Source organism: Qipengyuania sp. SS22 (assembly GCF_025736935.1).
GTDB lineage: Bacteria > Pseudomonadota > Alphaproteobacteria > Sphingomonadales > Sphingomonadaceae > Qipengyuania.
In genome coordinates, this window is record NZ_CP107048.1 from 965197 (window position 1) to 983474 (window position 18278).

Below are 18278 nucleotides of genomic sequence, written 5' to 3' on the forward strand. Positions count from 1 at the left end.
GCAGGGCAAACGGCAAGCGTGCCGGGATCAGGCCTCTTCGGCTTCCGACGCGCCGACCACGATCCCGAGGAAGCTTTCGGCCGAGAGGCTGGCCCCGCCAACCAGCGCCCCGCCCACTTCGGGCGTGGCGAGGATGTCGCGGGCATTGTCGGGCTTGACCGAACCGCCATAGAGAATGCGCACCTGCGAGGATGCCTCTTCGCCAAAAGTCTTGTTGAGCAGCGCGCGGATCGCGCCGTGCATGGCCGCGATGTCCTCGCTGGTCGCAGTGCGTCCGGTTCCGATCGCCCAGATCGGCTCATAGGCAATGGTCAGGCGCTCGGCGGGGTCCTCGAACAATGGCAGGGCCGCCTTGAGCTGGTCGAGGACATAGCGTTCCGCCTTCCCGGCATCGCGCGTCTCGAGCGGTTCGCCGCAGCACAGGATCACCCGCAGCCCGGCTTCGAGCGCCGATTCGATCTTGGCGTTGATCAGGTCCTTGGTCTCGCTATGGTCCTGGCGCCGCTCGCTATGGCCGAGGATCACGAACTTCGCGCCCGCATCGGCAATCATCGAGGCGTTGATGTCACCCGTGTGCGCGCCTTCGGCACCCGAATGGCAATCCTGTGCCCCGACACCGATCTGCTCGGCTTCCTTATGGACCGCATGGATCAGCGTGTAGGGAGGCGCGACAGCGACCTCGACCTTCATGTAACGCTGCGCGGCACGGTCGATCGCGCGTGCTTCGGAAAGCATTGCGCGCGTGCCGTTCATTTTCCAGTTTCCGACGATGTAGGGCCGTTCGGCCATGGGTAGGTCCTGCAAATTGTCTGAAAGGGTGGCCCGCTATATGGGGCTTGGGATGCGCTCCGCTAGAGAAGGTTTCTTCGCGCGTCAAAACCCTTTGCAACCTGTTGCCGCGGGGTCGCATGGGGGATAAAGCGCCTCAACCCATCCGGACACCCCCGGAAGACAGCAGCCATTAACGGGATTGCCCGCACGCCATGTTCCAGTTTTTTCGTAACTTCTTCAAGACCAAGCTTGGCCTGGCCATCGCGCTGGCGTTCCTCGGCCTGATCGCTCTTGCCTTCGCCAGCGCGGATGTTTCGAGCACCGGAACTTTCGGGGGAATAGCCGGCGGAGACCGCGTGGCAGTGGTCGGCGACGAGAAGATTTCCACATCCGATCTCGTCCGCGCCACCAATAATGGCCTCGACTCGTTCCGGCAGGATCAGCCGACGGCGACCATGCAGGCGTTCCTGCGCGAGGGCGGGCTGGACGGATCGCTTGAAGCGTTGATCAACCGCTCGGCCATCATGGGCTTTGCGCAGCAGCACGGCATCCGCGCGGGTGACAATCTCATCAACAGCGAGATTCGCATGATCCCCGCCTTCCGCGGGCCCGATGGCAATTTCAGTGAAGACACCTATCGCCAGGCGCTGGCGCAGCAGCGAGTGAGCGACGCACAGGTGCGCGAGGATCTCGGCACCGGCCTGCTGTCGCAGCAATTGCTGATTCCCGCCGGCTTCGGCGCGACCGTGCCCGACAAGCTCGCCTATCGGTACGCGCAATTGTTCAAGGAACGCCGCCGCGGTTCGATCGCTCTTCTACCCGCGGCGACCTATGCCCCCAGCGGCAAGGCCGACCCCAAGGTGCTGCGTGCTTATTACGACAGCAACCGCGATGTCTTCGTCCGCCCCGAACGCCGGACGATCCGTTATGCTACGTTCGATTCAAGCGCGCTCGGCGACCGTATCGAGCCGACCGATGCCGAAATCGCTGCGCGCTATGAACGCGACGCCGCGCAATATGCAGCCAGCGAAACGCGCGATGTCACCCAGTTGATCGTACCCACCGAAGCCGCAGCCAAGTCGATCCGCGATCGCGTCGCCGGCGGCGCGTCGTTCGAAACGGTTGCCCGCGAAGCCGGCCTGCGCGCATCGCCGGTCGTCGATGTTCTGCGCGAAGGCCTGTCCTCGCAAGCATCGCCCGCGGTCGCCTCGGCCTATTTCGCTGCCGCGCGCGGAGCGATGACTACGCCTGCGCGCAGTCCGCTCGGCTGGCATGTCGCGCGTATCGATGCGATCGACACCACCGCCGCACGCACGCTCGCGCAGGTTCGCGGCGAGCTGACCGACACGCTGCGCGAGGAAAAGCGCGTGCGCGGCATGGCCGACCTCGCCAGCGAGATCGAGGAACAGCTCGAGGATGGCGCAACGCTGGCCGAAGTCACCGAAGACCTCGGCCTCGACCTCAGCACGGTTGGCCCCGCGCTCGCCGATGGACGTCTCTACGATACACCGCAGCGCACGCTGCCCGATGTCCTGCGTCCCGCGCTGGCCACCGCTTTCCAGATGGATGAGGAAGAGCCCGAGATTGCGCCGGTCGAAAGCGGGCAGACCTATCTCGTCTATGAAGTCGGCGATATCGTCACCGCCGCTGCAGCGCCCTTTGCCGAGATCGAGGACATTGTCGAAGCCCGCTGGCGTGCGACCGAGGGCATGAAAGCCGCGCAGGCCGCCGCCGACCGTGTCGTGGCCCGGCTGCGTGATGGCAAGTCGATCGCGCAGGCGCTCGCTGCCGAAGAGCGCCGCGTGCCCCCGGCCCAGTCGGTCGACATGACCCGCGAAGACCTCGCCCGCCAACGCGAACGCCGCATCCCCCCGCCGCTCGCGCTGCTCTTCAGCATGGCCGAAGGCACGACCAAGAAGCTCGAAGCGGGCGGCAATGCCGGTTTCTTCGTGGTCCGGGTCAACGATATTGCGATGGACGATATCGCCGAAGACGACCCGCTGATCGCGCAGGCACAGCGCCAGATGGGCCCGCTGCTGGGCGAAGAATACGCCGACCAGTTCCGCCGTGCGATGCGCGAAGAACTGGGCGTATCGCGCAATCCTTCGGCGATCGAGGCCGTGCGCACCCAGCTTGCCGGTAACTGAGGCGCAGTTGGACACCGCGCTGAAAGGCACCGACCGGGCACGCGCGGCGCTCGCGCAGGGTCGGCCCGCGCTGGTGTGGCGCGAAGTGGTCGCCGATACCGAAACGCCGGTCGGCGCAGCGCTCAAGCTGTTCGAGGAAGGGCGCGGCGACTTCCTGCTCGAATCGGTCGAAGGCGGCGAAGTGCGCGGGCGCTACAGCCTGATCGGGCTGGACCCCGACCTGGTGTTCCGCGCCACGGGCGACCGCGCCGAGATCAACGCGCAGTGGCAGCAATCGCGCAGCGGCTTCGAACGCTGCGAAGACGGCGCGCTCGCCAGCCTGCGCGCGCTGGTCGAATCCTGCCGCTGCGACGTGCCCGTGGAACTACCGCCCGCCCTCGCCTGTCTGGTCGGTCATTTCGGCTATGAGACCATCGGCCTGGTCGAGAAACTGCCTCGCCCGCCCGAGGGCGAACTCGACCTCCCCGATATGCTCTTCGTTCGGCCGACCGTGCTGCTGGTGCTGGATCGGCTCAGCGATGCCCTGTTCTGTATCGCGCCCGTGTGGCAGGACGGGTCCATCGCGCAGGCCGAAGAACGGATCGACGAAGTGCTGCGCAAGCTGTCGCATTCGGCAGGCAGCGCGCGCTATTCGGCCGACCAGCACCCCGAGCCCGCGCTCGCGCCGACCATGCCCGCTGCCGATTACGAAGCCATGGTGCTGCGCGCCAAGGAGTATATCGAGGCCGGCGACATCTTTCAGGTGGTGCTGTCGCAGCGCTTCACCTCACCCTTCTCGCTGCCCCCGATGGCGCTTTATCGCGCGCTGCGCCGGGTGAACCCCTCGCCCTTCCTCTATTTCCTCGACATGCCCGGCTTTGCCATTGTCGGATCGAGCCCCGAGATCCTCGTGCGGGTGCGCGATGGCGAGGTGACGATCCGCCCGATCGCGGGGACACGGCCGCGCGGCGCCACTGCGGCGGAGGATCGACTTGCCGAGCAATCCCTGCTCGCCGATCCCAAGGAACGCGCCGAACATCTGATGCTGCTCGATCTCGGGCGCAACGATGTGGGCCGGGTCGCGCAATCGGGCAGCGTCACCGTGACCGAGAGCTTCACCGTCGAACGCTACAGCCACGTCATGCATATCGTCAGCAATGTCACCGGGCAGCTCGATAGCTCGAAGGACGCGATCGATGCGCTGTTCGCGGGCTTCCCCGCCGGAACGGTCAGCGGCGCACCCAAGGTGCGGGCCTGCGAGATCATCGCCGAACTCGAGCCTGCCACGCGCGGTCCCTATGCGGGCGGCGTGGGATACTTCGCGCCCGACGGGTCGGTCGACAGCTGTATCGTCCTGCGCACCGCGGTGGTGAAGGATGGGACCATGCACGTCCAGGCGGGCGCGGGGATAGTCGCGGATAGCGATCCCGCTTATGAACAGAGAGAATGCGAAGCGAAGGCGAGCGCGCTGCTCGCTGCGGCCAGGGAAGCCGTACGCCTCGCGAAGGAGCCCGGGTTCGGTCAATGAGACATATACTTGCCGCGCTGGCCTTGCTCGCGCTGACAGCCTGCGAAGCCCAGCCCGAAGGGGAGCCCGTCGCCCGCGCACGGATCGACGGCAAGGCGCAGGCCGCCCCCACGTCCACGCCCAGCCCGAGCGAGACGCTGGCCAGCCAGGTCGAAAGCGCGTGCCGCTCGATTATCTTCGAAGACACCCCCCTCACCCATTGCCTCGCAGTGCCCGCACGTCACACGATCGCGATGGCGCTGAGCGATGGTGACAAGCGGTATCGCAGCCTCAAGGATTTCGCGGCTGCCAGCGATAGCGAGACCATCGCCTTTGCCATGAACGCCGGCATCTTCGACGGCGACGGCAAGCCGGTCGGCTATTTCGTCCAGCGTGCGCAGCGCTTGCAGGAACTGAACACCGGGACGGGCTCGGGCAATTTCTACATGAAGCCCAATGGCGTGTTCTACGGCAGCGGGGGCGAATGGATGGTGCGCGACAGCGCCTGGTTCCTCGCCAATGTTTCCGAACGGCCGCAATTCGGCACCCAATCGGGCCCGATGCTGGTGAGCGATGGCCGCATCCACCCGCAGATCACGCAGGACGGCCCCTCGCGGCTGATCCGCAACGCGGTCGGCGTCGATGACGAGGGCCGCGCGCATTTCGTGATTTCCAACGCGCCGATTTCCTTCGGCAAGCTCGCCCGCTTCTACAAGGACGAGCTCGAAGTGAAGAACGCGCTGTTCCTCGACGACACCGTCTCGCTCCTGTGGAACCCGGTGACCGACCGGCTCGATACCGGCGCGCCCATCGGCCCGATCGTCGTCGTCAGCAAGAAAGCCTCCGAATGACCGAGACCCGCCGCCAGCTCTATCCCGAAATCGAACCCTACGAGATCGGCATGCTCGATGTCGGCGAAGGCCATTCGCTCTATTGGGAACGCGTCGGGACCCCGGGTGCCAAGCCCGCAGTCTTCCTCCATGGCGGCCCGGGCGGCGGCATTGCGCCCGACCACCGGCGCCAATGGGATCCCAAAGCCTACGACGTGCTGCTGTTCGACCAGCGCGGCTGCGGCAGGTCGCTGCCCTTCGCCGAGATCGAGCACAACGACACCTGGCGCATCGTCGAGGACATCGAGCGGCTGCGCCAGATGTGCGGCCACGAAAGATGGCAGGCCTTCGGCGGCAGTTGGGGCTCGACCCTCGCGCTGGCCTATGCCCAGAAATATCCCGACCGGGTGAGCGAACTGGTACTGCGCGGCGTCTTCCTCGCGCGGCAGCAGGAAAAGTCGTGGCTCTACGGCTATGGCGCCAGCGAGATCATGGCCGAGCAATGGGACCAGTTCACCGGTCTTATTCCCGAAGCCGAACAGGGCGATCTCGTTCGCGCATATTATCAACGGCTGACCAGTGACGACGAAGCCACGCGGCTTGCCGCGGCGCGCGAATGGTCGCTGTGGGAAGGCCATGTCGCAACGCTGCTGCCGAACGAGGATTTGCTCGAGAGCTTCGGCGATCCGGCCAAGGCGGTGCCCTTCGCGCGGATCTGCGCGAAGTTCTTTCTCGAGGACTTCTTCCTCGACGAAAACGAGTTGCTGGCCAATGTCGACAAACTGGCGGGCATTCCCGGGATCATCGTTCAGGGACGTCACGACATCTGCACCCCGCCGGGCGCGGCATGGGCACTCAAGAAGGCCTGGCCCGAGGCCGAGCTATGGATTGTTCACGATGCCGGTCACAGCGCCAGCGAACCGGGGATCATCGACGGCCTCGTGCGCGCGACCGACAAGCTCGCGGGCAAAGCGGCGTGACGTCACGCTGACGTTTCGCGTGTCGCAGCTTTCCTTGCTTGAAAGCACGGCGCTACCCCGCCATTGACGCCACGAATGACCGACAGCCGCTCTATCCTCGTAATCGACAATTACGACAGCTTCACCTTCAACCTGGTCCATTACTTGATGGAACTGGGTGCAGGCGTGGAGGTGGTGCGTAACGACGCCATCTCGGCACACGAGGCGCTGGCGGCGGGCCATGCGGGCTATCTCATATCGCCCGGCCCCTGCACGCCAAACGAGGCCGGCGTCAGCCTCGACCTCGTGGCAGCCTGTGCCGATGTCGGCGCACCGCTGCTAGGCGTTTGCCTCGGGCATCAGGCGATCGGCCAGCATTTCGGTGGCCGCGTGGTGCGCGGCGGGCTGATGCATGGCAAGACCTCTCCGGTCACTCACGATTCCAGCGGTGTGTTCGCCGACCTGCCCTCGCCCTTCACCGCGACGCGCTATCACTCGCTGGTGGTCGAGGACAATCCGGACTGTCTCGCGATCAATGCCACCAGCGAAACGCCCGGCCTCGATGGAACCAGCGTGATGGGCTTCCATCACCGCGAGTTGCCGATCCACGGCGTCCAGTTCCATCCCGAAAGCATCGCGACCGAACATGGCCATGCCTTGCTGGCCAATTTCCTCGCGCTATGCGGTATTGCCGCCAAGGTCCCCGCATGAAGACGCTTCCCGACGCCAAGCAACACCTCGGAGAGGCCGAGGCCGAAGAGGTCTTCGGCTGGATCCTCGATAGCGAGACCGGCGACGAGGACATCGCGCGCTTCCTGATCGACATGTCGGCGCGCAGCGAAACCTCCGATGAGATCGCCGGCGCGGCCCGTGCGCTCCGAGCGCGGCTGATCCCGATCATTGCTCCCGAGGGGACAGTCGACTGCTGCGGCACCGGCGGCGATGGGCATCACACGCTCAACGTCTCGACCGCGGTGAGCCTGGTGGTCGCCGCCTGCGGTGTGCCCGTGGCCAAGCACGGCAATCGTGCGGCGAGCAGCAAGGCGGGCGCTGCGGACACGCTCGAAGCGCTCGGTCTCGATATGGAAGCAGCGGGAAGAAGCGCGGAGAAGACTCTGGCAGAATTGGGAATTTGCTTCCTTTTCGCCAAGAACCACCACCCAGCGATGGGCCGAATTCAGCCGATCCGGCAAAAGCTCGGCGTGCGCACGATCTTCAACCTGATGGGGCCCTTGTCGAATCCCGCCGGCGTCAGACGCCAGCTGATCGGCATCGCCCGTCCCGCCTATGTGCCCATCTATGCCGCAGCAAAGGCCAAACTGGGGACCGAGCGCACCTTCATCGCCTCGGGTGACGAAGGGCTGGACGAGCTGAGCCTGGCTGGCGGCAACGAGCTAGCCGATGTCCAGGGCAATGATTTCGAAATGCGCCGCGTGGTCGCGGTGGAAGCCAATCTGTCGCATTCCCCGGTCGAGGCGATCCGCGGCGGCGATCCGGCGTATAATGCACGCGCGCTCGAGGCGCTGCTCGGCGGCAGCCCGGGCGCCTATCGCGATGCGGTGCTGCTCAACGCGGCAGCAACGCTGATCATTGCTGGCCGTACCGACGACTGGACCGAGGGCGCGGAGATCGCGGCCGAAGCACTGGACTCGGGCAAGGCCAAAGCGCTGCTCGATAACTGGATCGCGATGACCGCCTGAGATGAACAAGCTGGAAGAAATCTGCGCCACCAAGCGCGACGAGGTCGCCGCCCGCAAGCGCAATCACACGCTCGCCGATCTCGAAGCGCGCGCGAAACAGCAGTCGGCGCCCCGTGGGTTCCAGTCAGCCCTCGCTCGGGCCCAACGGGACGGCTTCGGCCTGATTGCCGAAATCAAGAAAGCTTCGCCGTCCAAGGGCTTGATTCGCGAAGATTTCCAGCCCGCAGATCATGCGCGGGCCTATGCCGCGGGCGGAGCTGCTTGCCTTTCGGTGCTGACCGACGCTCCCTATTTCCAGGGCCATGAAGATTACCTCGTCGCCGCCCGCGCCGCCTGCGATCTGCCTGCCCTACGCAAGGATTTCATGGTCGATCCGTGGCAGGTCGCTGAAGCACGCGCGATCGGGGCCGATGCGATCCTGATCATTGTTGCCGCGCTGGACGACAGCACCATGGCCGAGATCGAAGCGGCGGCGCTCGACTTCGGTATGGATGTTCTGGTCGAGGTACATGATCGCGCCGAAATGGACCGCGCCGCGCGCCTCCGCTCGCGCCTGATCGGCGTCAACAATCGCGATTTGCGCAGTTTCACTACCGATCTCGCCACCACCGAGATGCTTGCCCCGCTCGCCCCCGAGGGCGCACTGCTGGTCGGCGAAAGCGGCATCACGACCAATGACGATTGTGTGCGGCTCGCGCGTTCGGGCGTCCGCAGTTTCCTCGTCGGCGAAAGCCTGATGCGACAGGTCGATGTCACTGCCGCGACCCGCGCTCTGCTCGGGCATTGACGCAGCCCCTGTGGAGCAAATCGGGAACAGGTGTTCCTGTGTAAATCACTCGAAAATGGCGGGATTGCTTGACTTGACGAATCAGGTTGCTTAATTGTTCCGTATTCGTTCACAGCTTTGTGAACAGGCGATACGGGAGTTCGCACCATGCTGACCGCCAAGCAGCACGAATTGATCCGCTTTATCCAGCAGCGCCTGGAAGACACCGGCATTTCGCCGAGTTTCGAGGAAATGAAGGAAGCGCTCGACCTCAAGAGCAAGTCAGGCGTGCACCGCCTGATCTCGGCGCTTGAAGAGCGCGGCTTTATCCGCCGTCTGCCCAACCGCGCGCGCGCGCTCGAAGTGGTCAAGCTGCCCGAGAACGCGGTGATGGGCTCGACCCAGCCTGCCCCCGCGAACGATTCCGTGGTATCGGCCATCACGCCCAAGCCCGTCGCGCCCGAACCCGCCAATGACATCATCGATGTCCCGCTTCACGGCCGCATTGCCGCGGGCGCCCCGATCGAAGCGATCGAAGGCCAGTCGAGCATGCCGGTACCCGCCGCCCTGCTCGGCCCGGGCGAACATTACGCGCTCGAGGTTTCGGGCGATTCGATGATCGAAGCAGGCATTTTCGATGGCGACTTCGCCTTGGTGAAGCGGACCGACAGCGCCCGCGACGGCGAAATCGTGGTCGCACTGGTCGACAACGAGGAAGCCACGCTCAAATATCTGCGCAAGGACGCGGGGCGCGTGATCCTCGACCCCGCCAATGGTTCTTACGAGCCGCAGGTGTACGACTCCCACCGCGTACAGGTGCAAGGAAAGCTGGCCGGGCTGCTGCGCCGGTATCACTGATTGCGGGGCGCGCGTTTCTCATCGGACGCGCGCCACCAGCCATGCTTGCCCTGATCCTGCGCCACGGTATCGATACGCCGGGCGCCCAGATAGAGCGCAACCCCGCCTTCCCTCTCCAGAAAACGCCGGTCGGCCTTGAGCCACCGTGGGCGGCAACTGCGCGGCAGGAAGCGATCGGCGATGACGATGTCGGAGTTCCTGCAGGCTGCAGCCAGCGCGCGTTCCTCGACCAGGTTGTGACTCCGCGCAATCAGCAGGGACCATGCGCGGCCCTCGCGCGTGACGGTCAACGAACAGAATTCGTCGCTGCAGCGGCTGTGCGGCCAATCCGCGATAGCCAGCGGTTGCCGGTCGGTTCCGGCAAGCTCGAGCAGGTTCTCTTGCGCATATCCACCCGCGCTATCGCGTAGCACCAACAGCCGCTCGGCCTCGTTCGCAATGCCGATATCACGCCCGTCGCGCGTGATCAGGATATCGGGCACCGGGGCCTGCAGCATGAGCACCGCAGCCACCACGACGGGTCCGATACCCCACAGGCGCGCCCTGCCCTGCCACAGCGCCAGCCACAGCGCACCGACCAGATACAGCGTGATCGCGCCCATCCCGATCCGCGGGGCCAGCTTTACCGAACCCGGCTGCTCGGCAAACAGATGGGCAATGCCCAGCAACAGATCGAGCGAATGCCCGACCAGCCACCACACGGGCCCGCCTGCGCCGACAAGGTCGAGCACCAACGCCAGCGCCACCAGCGGCATCGACACGAAGGTCACCAGCGGAATGGCAATCAGATTGGCCGCGGCGCCGTAAACGCCGGCGCGATGGAAGTGAAACAGCACGATCGGCATCAGCGCGAGTTCGATCACCAGCCCGGTGAGAAACAGGATCGCGGTTCGTCGCAGGAACCGCCGCAACCCACTCTCCTCGCGCGGCGCGAGGAAATCGCGGATGACTTGCACATTGTGCAGCGAGACAATCGCGATGACGGCCGCAAAGCTCATCTGGAAGCTCGGCCCGACCAGCGATTCAGGCCACAGTGCGAGCACCACGCCTGCGGCAATCGCGACCATCCGCAGCGAAAGCGGCTCACGCCCCAGTGCCAGTGCGACCAGCACCAGCAGTGCACCGATACAACTGCGCACGGTCGGCACCTGCGCGCCCGTCAGCAGCGTATAAGCGATCCCCGCCAGCGCCGCTGCACCTGCGGCGACCAGTGGCAGCCGTACCCGCAGGGCAAGCCAAGGCCACAGCGCCAGCAGCTTAAGGACCACAATATAGCTCGCCGCGATGATCGCGCTGACATGCAACCCGCTGATCGACAGCAGATGGGTCAGACCCGCATCGCGCATGGCCTCCTCGTCGCGCTCGGGAATGGCGCCGCGATCGCCACTGGCCAGCGTTGCTGCAATCGCTCCCGGCGTTCCCTCGAGGCGGCCGCGCACATGCGCCGACAGCCGCCGCTGGATCGAGGCCACGGTCAGCCGGGAGGGCGGCGGCGGCGTGACCAACTCGACCTCTCCCACGACCGATCCGGTTGCCGACAGTCCGTCGAACCAGGCGCGCCGCGCGAAATTATACGCTCCGGGGACGATTGGCGGGGATGGCGGCATCAGCCGCGCCGACAGCCGCACCCGCGCGCCTTCGCGCAGGGCTGGCCGGTCCTTCGCCAGCGGCAGGTTCACGCGATAGGCGACCGCCCGCCCGGTCTCCGCATCGCGCGCGGCCAGAACAAGCCGAACCCGATCCTCCGCCGGTTGCTCCTCGCGCTCGAGGACACGCCCGTCGATCCGCTCGAACTGCGGATACGCAATCGGCTCCGCCCCCACCATCGCCGAGCGCGCCCATACCAGCGACATACCAAGCGCGAGGGCGATCAGGATCGACAGGCTTGCAGCCAGCAAATAGATGCGTCCGTCCCTGCCGCGCCACCGCGCGAAAGCCGCGGTTGCACCGCCCGCCGCGCCGCCGATTACCGCCAGCCATTGCCATGGCGCGTCGAGATAGAACCACAGCCCGATCCCCCCTGCGAAAGCGACCGCCAACCACGGCCCGCGGTCGAATTCCGCGCCTTCCAGAAATGCTTCGGATCGCCCGGCGAAACTGGACAAGAGACCGCGCATGCGCCAAGGGCGCGGCACTGCGGGGCGGGCCTCTTCGTCCGCCTCCCCCATCGGTACCGAAGGCGTCCCCTGCGTCGCCATGCAAGTGTTTGAAAGGAAGCGAGTGACAATGGCAAGCGATAGTGGCAGCGAGACCCCTCCGGTCGTCACCCGCTTCGCTCCCTCGCCCACCGGATATCTCCATATCGGCGGCGCGCGTACGGCTCTATTCAACTGGCTTTATGCGCGGCACCATGGCGGTCGCACCTTGCTGCGGATCGAGGATACCGATCGCAAGCGCAGCACGCAGGATGCGATCGACAAGATAATCGAAGGGCTCGACTGGCTTGGCCTCGACTTCGACGAGGCGCCGGTGTTCCAGTCCGACCGCGCCGAGCGCCATGCCGAGGTTGCGCACAAGCTGCTCGACGCGGGGCATGCCTACAAATGCTTCGCCACACCCGAAGAACTCGAGGGCATGCGCGCGCAGCAGCGGGCGAACAAGCAGCCGATGCGCTACGACCGCCGCTGGCGCGACCGCGATCCGGGCGAAGCGCCCGAAGGTGCGCCCTATGTGATCCGCCTCAAGGTGCCAACCGAGGGCGAAACCACCATTCACGACCAGGTCCAGGGCAAGGTCACGGTCAAGAATGCCGAGATCGACGATTACGTCCTGCTGCGCGCCGACGGGACGCCGACCTACATGCTCGCGGTGGTGGTGGACGATCACGACATGGGCGTGACCCATGTCATCCGCGGCGACGACCACCTCAACAACGCCTTTCGCCAACTGCCCGTGATCCGCGCGATGGACCAGGTCGAAGGCAATTGGCCCGATCCGGTCTATGCGCATGTGCCGCTGATCCACGGGCCGGACGGCGCGAAGATGTCCAAGCGCCACGGCGCCGTCGGAGTTGCCGCCTATCGCGATGACGAAGGCGTCCTGCCCGAAGCGCTGTTCAACTATCTCCTCCGGCTCGGTTGGGGCCATGGCGACCGCGAGGAGATCTCTCGCGAGGAAGCGATCGAGCTGTTCGATCTCGACGGCGTCGGCAAGGGCCCCGCGCGGTTCGACATCAAGAAGCTGCAGAACCTCAACGGCCATTATATCCGCGAGGCAGACGATACCCGGCTGGCCAAGATCGTGGCGCAGCGGATCGGCGAACAGGCCGATGAAGCGCTGCTTGCCGAGGCGATGCCCGTGTTCAAAACGCGCGCGAAGTCCGTCAACGAACTCGCTGATAGCGCTGCCTTTCTGTTCGCCAAGCGCCCGCTCGAAATGACCGAGAAAGCCGCGGGTTTACTCGACGATGAAGCCCGTGCGCGTCTCGCCGGATTGTCCAAAATGCTGCATGTGCAAAATGACTGGACAATCGAGGCGCTGGAAGCCACTACGAAGGCCTATGCCGAGCAGCTCGAACTGGGTCTCGGCAAGCTCGCGCAACCCATGCGCGCAGCGCTGACGGGGACGACAACGTCACCCGGCATTTTCGATGTGCTGGTCCTGTTGGGCAAGGAAGAGTCGCTCTTGCGTATCGATGCGCAGGCCGCCTCGCCCGCAGGCACCGAAGAGAACGAGTGAGGAGACACGCGTGGCCGACAAGCAGGCAACCCTCGATCTGGGCGGTCAGACCCAGGAATTCCCCGTGCTGCAGGGCAGCGTCGGCCCCGATGTGGTCGATATCCGCAAGCTGTATGGCACGACCGGCAAGTTCACCTACGACCCGGGCTATAAGTCGACCGCCAGCTGCGAAAGCGCGCTGACCTATATCGACGGCGAAGAAGGCATCCTCCTGCACCGCGGCTATCCGATCGGCCAGCTGGCGGAAAACTCCTCCTTCATGGAAGTCTCCTACCTGTTGCTCAACGGCGAACTGCCGCAGCAGTCGGAACTCGACGACTTCACCTACACGATCACGCGGCACACCATGCTGCACGATCAGCTGCGCCAGTTCTACCAGGGTTTCCGCCGCGATGCGCACCCGATGGCGATCATGTGCGGCGTCGTCGGCGCGCTGTCGGCCTTCTATCACGACAGTACCGACATTTCGGACCCCGAGCAGCGCAAGATCGCCAGCCATCGGCTGATCGCGAAGATGCCGACCATCGCCGCGATGGCGTATAAATACTCGGTCGGTCAGCCGATGATGCAGCCGGACAATTCGCTCAGCTACACGGGCAATTTCCTGCGCATGACCTTCGGCGTCCCGGCCGAGGAATATGAGATCCACCCCGCCATCGAACGCGCGATGGATCGCATCTTCATTCTCCATGCCGACCACGAGCAGAACGCGTCGACCTCGACCGTGCGCCTTGCCGGTTCGTCGGGCGCCAATCCCTTCGCCTGCATCGCAGCGGGGATCGCCTGCCTGTGGGGCCCGGCGCACGGCGGCGCCAACGAAGCCGCGCTCAACATGCTGCAGGAAATCGGCACGCCCGATCGCATCCCGCACTATATCGAGCGCGCCAAGGACAAGAACGATCCGTTCCGCCTGATGGGCTTCGGCCACCGCGTCTACAAGAACTACGACCCACGCGCGACGGTCATGCAGCAGACGCTGCGCGAAGTGTTCGAGGCGCTGAACGTCAAGGACCCGGTGTTCGAGACCGCGCTCAAGCTGGAAGAGCTCGCGCTCAACGACGACTACTTCAAGGAAAAGAAGCTTTTCCCGAACGTCGACTTCTACTCGGGCATCATTCTCAACGCGATCGGCTTCCCGACGACGATGTTCACCGCGCTGTTTGCGCTTGCCCGCACCGTCGGCTGGGTCGCGCAGTGGAACGAGATGATCTCCGACCCCGCACAGGTCATCGGTCGTCCGCGCCAGCTCTACACCGGCCCGACGGCGCGCGACTACGTTTCGATCAACCAGCGCTGAGATGCGCTTCATCCTTCAGGTCTTCGGAGCGGCTTTGATGCTCTCCGGAGGCCTGTGGGCACTCCAGGGGCTCGGGCTGGTAATGTGGCCGGCGGAAAGCTTCATGCTCGCCGAGCGGCAATGGGCGCTTTACGGCACCATCACCTTCCTGATCGGACTTCTGCTGTTCTGGAGAGCCGCGAGGCCGCGCTGATCAGCGCGGTTTTTCGCGCAAATCTTCAGCCGCGGGCACCGACAGCGTAAAGCGTGCGCCCTGCCCCGGCGCACTCTCCACCGTCAGATCGCCATCCATCGCGCGCGCAATGCGCCGCGAGATATAGAGGCCGAGACCCGATCCCCCGTCACCGCTGCGGCCAAGGCGTTCGAATTTCTCGAACACGCGTTCCTGCTGGTCTTCGCCCAACCCGTGCCCCTGGTCGGCAACGGTAATCAGCGCGCGATTGCCAATCCGGTCAAGGCGGATCCACACCTCGCTATCGGCGGGCGAATAGCGGATCGCATTGCCCACCAGATTTAGCAGGATCTGGAGCACGCGGCGAAATTCGGCAATTGCCAGCTGGCTTTCGCCTTCGGGCGGCGCGCCCAAAGCAATGCCCTTCTCGCGCGCCCTCACGCCAAGGATACCGCAGGCGCGGCGCGCCACATCGGCCAGCTCGATCCGGTCTGGTGCTGTGGCAAAATCCTCCGATTCGACCACTTCGAGATCGGACAGATCGTCGATTAGCGCGAGCAGGTGCTGCGCTGCGGTGGCGATATCTGCCGCGTAAGAGCTGTATTCATCCGCCAGCGGCCCGGCGAGCTTGGTGCGAATCGTTTCCGCATTGGCGATGATCCGGTTGATCGGCTGACGCAGGACGGGGGTAAGGTCGCGACCGAAAGACGGCCCCTCGCGGTCCACAGACTCGTCCTCGCCGCCCCCGCTCGACAAAGGGCGTTCGGCGGTCAGGTAAAGTACGAAGCCCGCGCTGCCCGGCTGCGGTTGGCCCAAAGGTTCGAGATGTGCGGTCCAGCGGCGTGCCGACCCGTCGATCTCGCAGGTCGTCCCGTCGAGCAGGCGCCAGTGCAGCGGTTGCTGGTGCGTATTGCCCGGCAGGATGACGAAATCGGTCCAGGGCTTGCCGACATTGGCCAACGCCTTCTGCGCAAATTCGGCGAGATCGGCCGCTTCGGTATCGATCGACAGCAACCGCTGCTGAGAATCGAGCCGCGCGGTGCAGTCGGCGAGGTGCCGGTTGATCTCCATGCGCCGCCGCGCCGCCTCGATGTCGTTTTCGGGCGGCAGGGCCTCGGTATGCCAGTTGACCACATCGATCGCGCAGCCCTCCGGCTCGCCTTCGTCATTCGTCTGCGGTGCGATTTCGACCCAGGCGGTGATCCGCTGTTCGCCGTCCACCGCTTCGAATTGCCGCGCGAGGCGCAGGCCATAGGTCTGCGCTTTCTCGACCAAGGCGAGCAGTTCGGGGATCGCGATACGCGTCCCAATCGAGCCGCCGCAGGCCTGCTGAAGCTCGGCCAGCAGCTCATCGGCTTCGACCAGCTTAGCTTCGGCATCGGCTTTCGCGTGGGCGATATAGCGGGTTCCAACAGTGGACATGGTCAGGCCGCTCCCCCCAGACCGGATTCGGCAAGCAGTCGGCGGGCATCCTCGGACGGGAGCGCGGAGATTTCCCGCGGCGGCATAGCCTGCGGATCGAGCCGCAGGACCTGCCGTTCAACCTCGGCGCTTTCGAGCCCACTGCTCCGCAGGCCCAGCGCGAGGCGTGCGGTCTGCTGGTGGTTGGTCGACAGCACTGCGGCAACGCGCGTCTGGCCCGAACGCGCGGCCAGTGCGGACAGGAACAACGCCGCGCCTGCGCGGTCGATATCGAGCGCCTGCAAGGCCGAATTGCCCATTCCGACGACAACACGCGTCAACAACGAAATGCGGCCCGCGCCTTCATCGAAGGCGTTGCGCAGCTTGGTCTCCGCGCGGATCATGGCATCGGAACGAAGCTGACCGCTAAACGCGCGCCAGCCCATCAGCAGGTCGTGAAACAGGTCGCCGGGCAATTCACTGAGCGGCAGTTCCATGCGGCGCTGGGTCTGGGCAAAGCGCGCCTGTGCGGTGAGCGCGGCCATGGCGGTGCTGGCGAGGCCGCTATCCTCGGCGGCGATCAGTTCCTGCACCAGCGGCGACAGTACCGGGTCGAGGCCATATTGGCTCTCGAGCCTTTCGGTCAGCTGCCATTCGAGCGCCAGCGCATGGCAATGGGCAAGCAGTGCCGGACTACCGAAAAAATGCTCCGCCAGCGCTTCGCCATGGCGATCGGCAAACGCCTCGCGCCCGGTCTGCCCGCCCGCTTCGGCCTGCGCACGCAGCACCTGCCAGGCGAGGTGATGACACATGCCGCGAATGCGCGCGACCAGCTCGTCACTGAACAGCGAATGGTCGGGCGTGGCGAGCAGGTGCGAGAGAATCGGGCCGATCCGCGCAAGCGTGGTATTCCCGCGCGCAAGCGCTTCGCGCAGGCTCTCCTGCCTGGCGGCGGGTTCGGGGGATACAGTGTCAGGCATCGACATGGATCGCGGATATCATCGACATGGTTAAGCGCCGGTTAGTCCCGCGGTTCCAGAGTGAGAAAAAGCGTCACCAGAACCGCCAGCGCCAGCACCGCCACCACCGGCAGCGTAATTCCCAGAACGACCGCGGGGAGCAGGATCAGCGTTAGGATGACCCGATCCGCATAGCTGCGCCGCCAGCGCCTCATGCTCAACCGCTCGCCCAGATGCAGCAGGCCGAACAAAACGGCAGGGACGAACAGCCGCAGCCATGCAGTGTCTTCCGCGGACGCGCGGGCAATCAGGATCAGGTAAAGCGGATCGAGCATGACGGTCAGCGCCCGCACCAGCATCGGCACGCGCGGGCGCAATTGCCCGGCATGGGCCACGCGGCGCACAACCGCTTCCATCGCGAACAACAATGCGGCGAGCGCGGCAAAACCGAAGCCGGGCACCGCCCACCCGGTCATCGCCAGCGTCAGCGCGACCAGCGCCGCGACCGCCGACCCAAGCGCCAGCGCGCGTGGCAGCGTTCCGCCCATTGTGTCCTGCGCAAGCCGTGCCCCCATGCGCTCGGCAATCGCGAGCCCCGGTGCGGAGAATGGAGCGACATCGGCATGGCCCGCAACCCAGTTCCGCTCGCGCGTGGCCAGTTCCTCGGGCGTGGGATCGCGCAGCCAGCTAAGCTCGTCGAGCAAGCGTGTTTCGAGCGGATGCGTGCGCGTACCCGATTGCAGCGCAATCCGCAGCAGCGCGGAGGGGGTATCGACATCCCCCGGTAGCTGCGCGAGCTGCTCGACCGCAGTGCCGCGCACGACCAGCGCGCCCGCCCAGGCGAAATGCAGGTCGATACGCTCATAACCGCGCTGGACCGCCGGATCCGCAGGGAGGACCAGGACGCACGGTTTGGCCAAATGCCGCATCACCGCATCCTCGTCGGGGAGGACGCCGGGAGCCAGCACCAGCAGTTCATCGTTTGCCGTAACGATACCCGAAAGCTTGCGCGGTTCGCGGATCGCGATGAAACGTGCGCCCGCTGCTTCGGCGCGGTGCTGCAGGTCGATGACCTCGCGCCCCACCGTATTGGCGAGACAGGCGATGGTTTCGCATCCCGCCGCAAGCGCGATGTCGAGCTGCCGGTCGACGAGGCGCGCGCCCGCGAGCATCCGGAACGGGGCCGGCACTCGGCGCGGATCGGCTTGGCTATCGAGCACGGACAGCAGGGCGACGCGCACGCTAAACTCCCGT

At 65.4% G+C, this 18278-nt stretch carries 16 protein-coding genes; 11 read left to right on the forward strand and 5 right to left on the reverse strand.

Annotated features, from left to right (window positions below; translation table 11 throughout):
- Positions 1-27: 27 nt before the first annotated feature.
- Complete coding sequence (gene tpiA, locus N6L26_RS04745; RefSeq protein WP_263606892.1) at positions 28-789, reverse strand: triose-phosphate isomerase; 762 nt, start codon at positions 787-789, stop codon at positions 28-30.
- 194 nt (positions 790-983) lie between these two features.
- Here tpiA and N6L26_RS04750 point away from each other — a divergent pair, with 194 nt between their 5' ends.
- The 8 genes from N6L26_RS04750 (at position 984) to lexA (ending at position 9517) form a co-directional block, all read left to right on the forward strand.
- A complete protein-coding gene (locus N6L26_RS04750; RefSeq protein WP_263606894.1) occupies positions 984-2918 on the forward strand; it encodes a peptidylprolyl isomerase in 1935 nt (644 codons plus the stop codon).
- Positions 2905-4425, forward strand: a complete 1521-nt coding sequence (gene trpE, locus N6L26_RS04755) for an anthranilate synthase component I (RefSeq protein ID WP_412071341.1) — start codon at positions 2905-2907, stop codon at positions 4423-4425. The genes N6L26_RS04750 and trpE overlap by 14 nt, the downstream gene beginning before the upstream one ends.
- Positions 4422-5255, forward strand: coding sequence for a phosphodiester glycosidase family protein (locus tag N6L26_RS04760; protein ID WP_263606896.1), 834 nt, complete (start codon positions 4422-4424; stop codon positions 5253-5255). Before trpE ends, N6L26_RS04760 begins: the two co-directional genes overlap by 4 nt.
- Entirely contained in the window at positions 5252-6214 is a 963-nt protein-coding gene (pip, locus tag N6L26_RS04765; RefSeq protein WP_263606898.1) for a prolyl aminopeptidase, read from the forward strand. Before N6L26_RS04760 ends, pip begins: the two co-directional genes overlap by 4 nt.
- Positions 6215-6289: 75 nt before the next feature.
- Entirely contained in the window at positions 6290-6904 is a 615-nt protein-coding gene (locus N6L26_RS04770) for an anthranilate synthase component II (protein ID WP_263606899.1), read from the forward strand.
- A complete protein-coding gene (gene trpD, locus N6L26_RS04775; RefSeq protein WP_263606900.1) occupies positions 6901-7893 on the forward strand; it encodes an anthranilate phosphoribosyltransferase in 993 nt (330 codons plus the stop codon). Before N6L26_RS04770 ends, trpD begins: the two co-directional genes overlap by 4 nt.
- A 1-nt stretch (position 7894) precedes the next feature.
- Positions 7895-8680, forward strand: a complete 786-nt coding sequence (gene trpC, locus N6L26_RS04780; RefSeq protein WP_263606901.1) for an indole-3-glycerol phosphate synthase TrpC — start codon at positions 7895-7897, stop codon at positions 8678-8680.
- A 147-nt stretch (positions 8681-8827) separates the two neighbouring features.
- Entirely contained in the window at positions 8828-9517 is a 690-nt protein-coding gene (gene lexA / locus N6L26_RS04785) for a transcriptional repressor LexA (RefSeq protein WP_263606903.1), read from the forward strand.
- Here lexA and N6L26_RS04790 read toward each other — a convergent pair.
- Positions 9511-11622: a ComEC/Rec2 family competence protein gene (locus N6L26_RS04790; RefSeq protein WP_318173620.1), complete on the reverse strand. Its 2112-nt coding sequence runs from the start codon at positions 11620-11622 to the stop codon at positions 9511-9513. The two genes, lexA and N6L26_RS04790, sit on opposite strands and share 7 nt — an antisense overlap.
- A 121-nt stretch (positions 11623-11743) precedes the next feature.
- On the opposite strand from N6L26_RS04790, the gene gltX reads away from it, so the two are divergent.
- From gltX to N6L26_RS04805, 3 genes are read left to right on the forward strand one after another with little or no spacing between them, the layout of a single operon-like run.
- Positions 11744-13195 carry a glutamate--tRNA ligase gene (gene gltX, locus N6L26_RS04795; RefSeq protein WP_263606907.1) on the forward strand — a complete coding sequence of 484 codons (1452 nt, stop codon included), beginning with the start codon at positions 11744-11746 and terminating at the stop codon, positions 13193-13195.
- Positions 13196-13205: 10 nt separating this feature from the next.
- Complete coding sequence (locus tag N6L26_RS04800; protein ID WP_263606909.1) at positions 13206-14492, forward strand: citrate synthase; 1287 nt, start codon at positions 13206-13208, stop codon at positions 14490-14492.
- A 1-nt stretch (position 14493) separates the two neighbouring features.
- Positions 14494-14685 carry a hypothetical protein gene (locus N6L26_RS04805; protein WP_263606911.1) on the forward strand — a complete coding sequence of 64 codons (192 nt, stop codon included), beginning with the start codon at positions 14494-14496 and terminating at the stop codon, positions 14683-14685.
- On the opposite strand, the gene N6L26_RS04810 is transcribed toward N6L26_RS04805, so the two are convergent.
- From N6L26_RS04810 to N6L26_RS04820, 3 genes are read right to left on the reverse strand one after another with little or no spacing between them, the layout of a single operon-like run.
- Positions 14686-16086, reverse strand: coding sequence for a sensor histidine kinase (locus tag N6L26_RS04810; RefSeq protein WP_263606913.1), 1401 nt, complete (start codon positions 16084-16086; stop codon positions 14686-14688).
- Positions 16087-16088: 2 nt separating this feature from the next.
- Entirely contained in the window at positions 16089-17051 is a 963-nt protein-coding gene (locus N6L26_RS04815) for a hypothetical protein (RefSeq protein WP_263606914.1), read from the reverse strand.
- 35 nt (positions 17052-17086) lie between these two features.
- Positions 17087-18265 (reverse strand): hypothetical protein, encoded by a 1179-nt coding sequence (locus tag N6L26_RS04820; protein WP_263606915.1) that lies wholly within the window; start codon positions 18263-18265, stop codon positions 17087-17089.
- Positions 18266-18278: the final 13 nt, after the last annotated feature.

Bases quoted from the DNA above. Each gene is read 5' to 3' on its own strand.
- trpD (WP_263606900.1), top strand. From the start codon at position 6,901: ATGAAGACGCTTCCCGACGCCAAGCAACACCTCGGAGAGGCCGAGGCC.
- N6L26_RS04810 (WP_263606913.1), bottom strand. From the start codon at position 16,086: ATGTCCACTGTTGGAACCCGCTATATCGCCCACGCGAAAGCCGATGCC.
- N6L26_RS04760 (WP_263606896.1), top strand. From the start codon at position 4,422: ATGAGACATATACTTGCCGCGCTGGCCTTGCTCGCGCTGACAGCCTGC.
- lexA (WP_263606903.1), top strand. From the start codon at position 8,828: ATGCTGACCGCCAAGCAGCACGAATTGATCCGCTTTATCCAGCAGCGC.
- gltX (WP_263606907.1), top strand. From the start codon at position 11,744: ATGGCAAGCGATAGTGGCAGCGAGACCCCTCCGGTCGTCACCCGCTTC.
- N6L26_RS04805 (WP_263606911.1), top strand. From the start codon at position 14,494: ATGCGCTTCATCCTTCAGGTCTTCGGAGCGGCTTTGATGCTCTCCGGA.
- trpC (WP_263606901.1), top strand. From the start codon at position 7,895: ATGAACAAGCTGGAAGAAATCTGCGCCACCAAGCGCGACGAGGTCGCC.
- N6L26_RS04770 (WP_263606899.1), top strand. From the start codon at position 6,290: ATGACCGACAGCCGCTCTATCCTCGTAATCGACAATTACGACAGCTTC.
- N6L26_RS04815 (WP_263606914.1), bottom strand. From the start codon at position 17,051: ATGTCGATGCCTGACACTGTATCCCCCGAACCCGCCGCCAGGCAGGAG.
- pip (WP_263606898.1), top strand. From the start codon at position 5,252: ATGACCGAGACCCGCCGCCAGCTCTATCCCGAAATCGAACCCTACGAG.
- N6L26_RS04750 (WP_263606894.1), top strand. From the start codon at position 984: ATGTTCCAGTTTTTTCGTAACTTCTTCAAGACCAAGCTTGGCCTGGCC.
- tpiA (WP_263606892.1), bottom strand. From the start codon at position 789: ATGGCCGAACGGCCCTACATCGTCGGAAACTGGAAAATGAACGGCACG.